The organism is Streptomyces flaveolus, from assembly GCF_000716535.1.
Lineage (GTDB): Bacteria > Actinomycetota > Actinomycetes > Streptomycetales > Streptomycetaceae > Streptomyces > Streptomyces flaveolus_A.
In genome coordinates this window covers 1-3856 of the sequence record NZ_JNWV01000097.1, presented here as the reverse complement: position 1 = coordinate 3856, position 3856 = coordinate 1, and the positions used below count along the sequence as shown (strand labels likewise).

Genomic DNA, 3856 nt, shown 5'->3' with positions numbered 1-3856 from the left:
GATGGCGTCGGTGTCGGTGTCGGGGTGCTGGGTCAGGTAGTCGTGTAGCTGGGCGGCGCGTTCACGCAGGGCTTCCTCGGTGTGACCGGACAACAGCCAGGGCACCGGCGGGCGTTCGTCGGCCGGCGCGGCGGGTTGCGGGGCCGGTTCCGCAACCGGTGCCTCTTCCAGGACCACGTGCGCGTTGGTGCCGCTCATGCCGAAACCCGAGACACCCGCCGCAGCAGCCCGTGCCGCATGGCCTCGACCATCTTGATGATGCCGCCGACACCGGCCGCCGCCTGGGTGTGACCGATGTTGGACTTCAACGAACCGAGCCACAAGGGCCGTTCGCCCGGGCGGTCCTGACCGTAGGTCGCGATGATGGCCTGGGCCTCGATCGGGTCCCCCAGGGTGGTGCCCGTACCGTGCGCCTCCATGGCGTCGACGTCCGCCGGGGAGAGGCCCGCGTCGGCCAGCGCCTGCCGGATCACCCGCTGCTGCGAGGGGCCGTTGGGCGCGGTGAGACCGTTGCTCGCCCCGTCCTGGTTGGTGGCGGTGCCCCGGACGACCGCGAGCACCGGGTGCCCGTTGCGGCGGGCGTCGGACAGCCGCTCCACCAGCAGCAGACCCACGCCCTCACCGAACGACGTTCCGTCCGCCGTGGCGGCGAAGGCCTTGCAGCGGCCGTCCCGGGCGAGGCCCCGCTGCCGGCTGAAACCGATGAAGATGTCCGGGTGGGACAGCACGGTGGCGCCGCCCGCGAGGGCGAGGTCGCACTCTCCGCGCCGCAGCGACTGCACGGCCAGGTGCAGGGCCACCAGGGAGGACGAGCAGGCGGTGTCCACGGTCACCGCCGGGCCCTCCAGACCCAGCGTGTAGGCGATCCGGCCCGAGGCGATGCTGCCGGCGCTGCCGAACCCGAGATATCCCTCCATGTCGGCGGGCAGCCGTACCCGGGAGCCGTAGTCCGTGTAGACCACGCCGGCGAAGACGCCGGTGCGGGAGCCGTGCAGGGAGGTCGGGTCGATGCCCGCGCCCTCGAACGCCTCCCAGGCCGTCTCCAGCAGCAGCCGCTGCTGCGGGTCCATGCTGGTGGCCTCGCGCGGGCTGATGCCGAAGAACGCCGGGTCGAACTGGTCGGCGTCGCTCAGGAAGCCGCCCTCACGTGCGTAGGAGGTGCCGGGGTGCTCGGGATCGGGGTGGAAGAGCCGGTCCAGGTCCCAGCCGCGGTTGTCGGGGAACGGCGAGATGACGTCGCTCTCGGAGACGACCACCTGCCACAGGTCCTCGGGTGAGCGCACGCCGCCCGGGTAGCGGCAGGCCATGGCGACGATCGCGATGGGCTCACCGTCGTACGATCCCGCCGCCGGGCGCGTCCCGGCCTCCGGCCCGGTGCCGGCGCCCACCAGCTCGGTGCGCAGGTGGGTGGCGAGTGCCTCGGGCGAGGGATGGTCGAAGACCAGGGTGCTGGGCAGCGGCAGCCCGGTGGCCGTGTTGAGGCGGTTGCGCAGTTCGACGGCGGTGAGCGAGTCGAAGCCCAGGTCCTTGAAGGCCCGCGAGGTGTCGATGCCGTCCCGCGCCGCGTGCCCGAGCACTCCGGCGACCTGCTCCCGGACCAGGTCCAGCAGCAGGCGGTGCTGCTCGGCCGCGGGCAGTGCGGACAGCGACGCCGCGAGGCCGCCGGCCGCCGGGCCGGTGCCGGCGGCGGCCGTGCGCACGGTCCGTACGACGGAACGCAGCACCGGCGGCAGCAGCCCCGCCGCGGCCCGGTCCGCCAGCGCGGTCCGGTCCAGGCGCGCGGCGAGCAGGGCCCCGTGGCGCTGCGCGCGCAGGGCGAGCCCGAGCATTCCCGCGATCCGGTGGCCGGCGAACGGCACCAGCCCGTACGGCTTCTGCGCCGGGCCGTCCTCGCGCGGCCCCCACCCGAGGGAGACCGCGGGCAGGCCCAGCGTACGGCGGTGCTGGGCCAGCGCGTCGTGGTAGGCGCCGACCGCCGCCCGCACCGCCTGGCCGGTGCCGCCGAGCGTGCCGGACGGATCCGGGGCGAGCAGGGTGAAGGACGTCAGGTCTCCGCCGAGGGCCAGCTCGTGCAGGTTCCAGGCGGCGTCCGTGCCGGTGCGCAGGGCGCGCGCGAAGCCGTCGGGCTCGGTGGAGAGGACCACCGCCTCCGGCGCCGGATCCGCCACGTGTACCACGGCGGTCGGCGGACGGTCGGCCGGCAGCAGCGCCAGGGCGGCGGCCAGGGCGTCACGGTCCGCGGCCGTTCCCTCGGCGATCAGCACCTCGGCGTCCGTCCCGGCGAGCGAGCGTGCCACCTCCTCGCCGGTCCCGAAGAGCAGCAGCCGGCGAGCGCCGTGCACGGAGACGAAGTACGCGGCGGCGGACGCGGCCAGGTCGCCGTCCCCGGAGACGACGACGGTCCCCGACGGGTCGGGCGCGGGCACCTCCCGCAGGTAGTCCTCCGCCACCGAGCGGACCAGCCGTGGCACGAGGAACTCGCCGCCCCGGACGGCGAGCTGTTCCTCGCCGGCGGTCAGGGCCGAGCGCAGCACCCGCAGCGACGACGGCTCGTCGTCCACGTCGACCAGGACGATCCTGCCCGGGTGCTCCGACTGGGCGGAGCGCACCAGCCCCCACTCGGCCGCCGGCGCGAGGTCCTGAACGTCGTCGAGGTGTGTGGTCACCGCGTGCCGGGTCACGACGAGGAACCGGCTCCCGGCCGCCGCCTCGTCGGCGAGCAGCGGCTGCAAGGTGTCCAGCAACGACTCGGCGTTCGCCGCCGTGAGAACGACGACCTCGGGCACCTCGCCGTCCCCGGCCGCGTACGGCACCTTGCGTGCGGCGTCGAAGACGTCGAGCGGGCCGGTGGCGTCACCGAGCACCGTCCAACTCCCCGGCTCCCCCTCGGCCCCGGCTGCCTCCGGCCGCACGGGCAGCCAGTCCACGCCGAACAGCCAGTCGTGGCGCTCGGCCGGGGAAACCGTGGAAAGGGGCAGTTCGACGGGCGCGACGGCCCGGACGGTCGCCACGACGGCCCCGGTCCCGTCGGCCAGCGTCAGCGACCGGCTTCCGTCGGCCGCCGCGGACCCGATCCGCACCCGCAGTCGCGCGGCAGCCCCGGCGTACAGCGCCACACCCTGCCAGGCCCCCGGTACGACGGGCGGATCCCCGTCCTCGAACGCCGGGCGCAGCGCCGCGTCGAGCAGCACCGGATGCAGCCCGAAGCCGCCTGCCTCGCCCACGATGTCGTCGGGCAGGGCGACCTCCGCGAAGAGGTCGTCCCCCAGCCGCCACAGCGTGGCCGGGGCGAGGGCGTCCTCGTCCGGCTCTCCGGTCACGGCCGCGGCGCCCTGGGGCGGCCAGACCGCCAGGGGCTCCGGTTCGCCCTCGGGTGCCTGCACGAGGACACCCGACGCCAGCCGGGTCCAGGGGCGGTGCAGCGACTCGTCGTCCGTCGTGTCCTCGTACGGCCGCACCGCCAGCACGAACTCCCGTCGCGCGCCGTCCCCTTCGGGCGCCCCGGCGGACAACTGCAGGTCCACGCCACCGTCGGGCGGTACGGCGACCGGCGTCCGCAGGGTCAGCTCCTCGACGGCCGGCAGGCCGAGCAGCCGGCCCGCCTGGAGGGCGAGTTCCAGGGCGACGGTGCCGTTCAGCGTCCGGTCGTCCAGCCAGCCGAGGGCACGCGCCGAGGCCCGCCCGGTGAGCAGCAGCGCGTCACCCTCGGCGAGCGTGGTGGCCGCCGACAGCAGCGGGTGCCGGGTGGCATGCAGCCCGAGGCTCTCCGGTTCCCCGTCTCCGGCCGCGTCCTCCAGCCAGTAGCGGTGGTGTTGGAAGGGGTAGGTGGGGAGGTTGGTGGGGGGTGGGGTGGTGG

General features: G+C 75.3%; 2 pseudogenes. Both read right to left on the bottom strand.

The features are described 5' to 3' along the window. Positions 1-2717: pseudogene (locus OO52_RS54910) on the bottom strand (type I polyketide synthase); the annotation flags it as partial. 339 nt (positions 2718-3056) lie between these two features. Then, positions 3057-3692: pseudogene (locus OO52_RS54905) on the bottom strand (polyketide synthase dehydratase domain-containing protein); the annotation flags it as partial. Positions 3693-3856 lie beyond the last annotated feature (164 nt).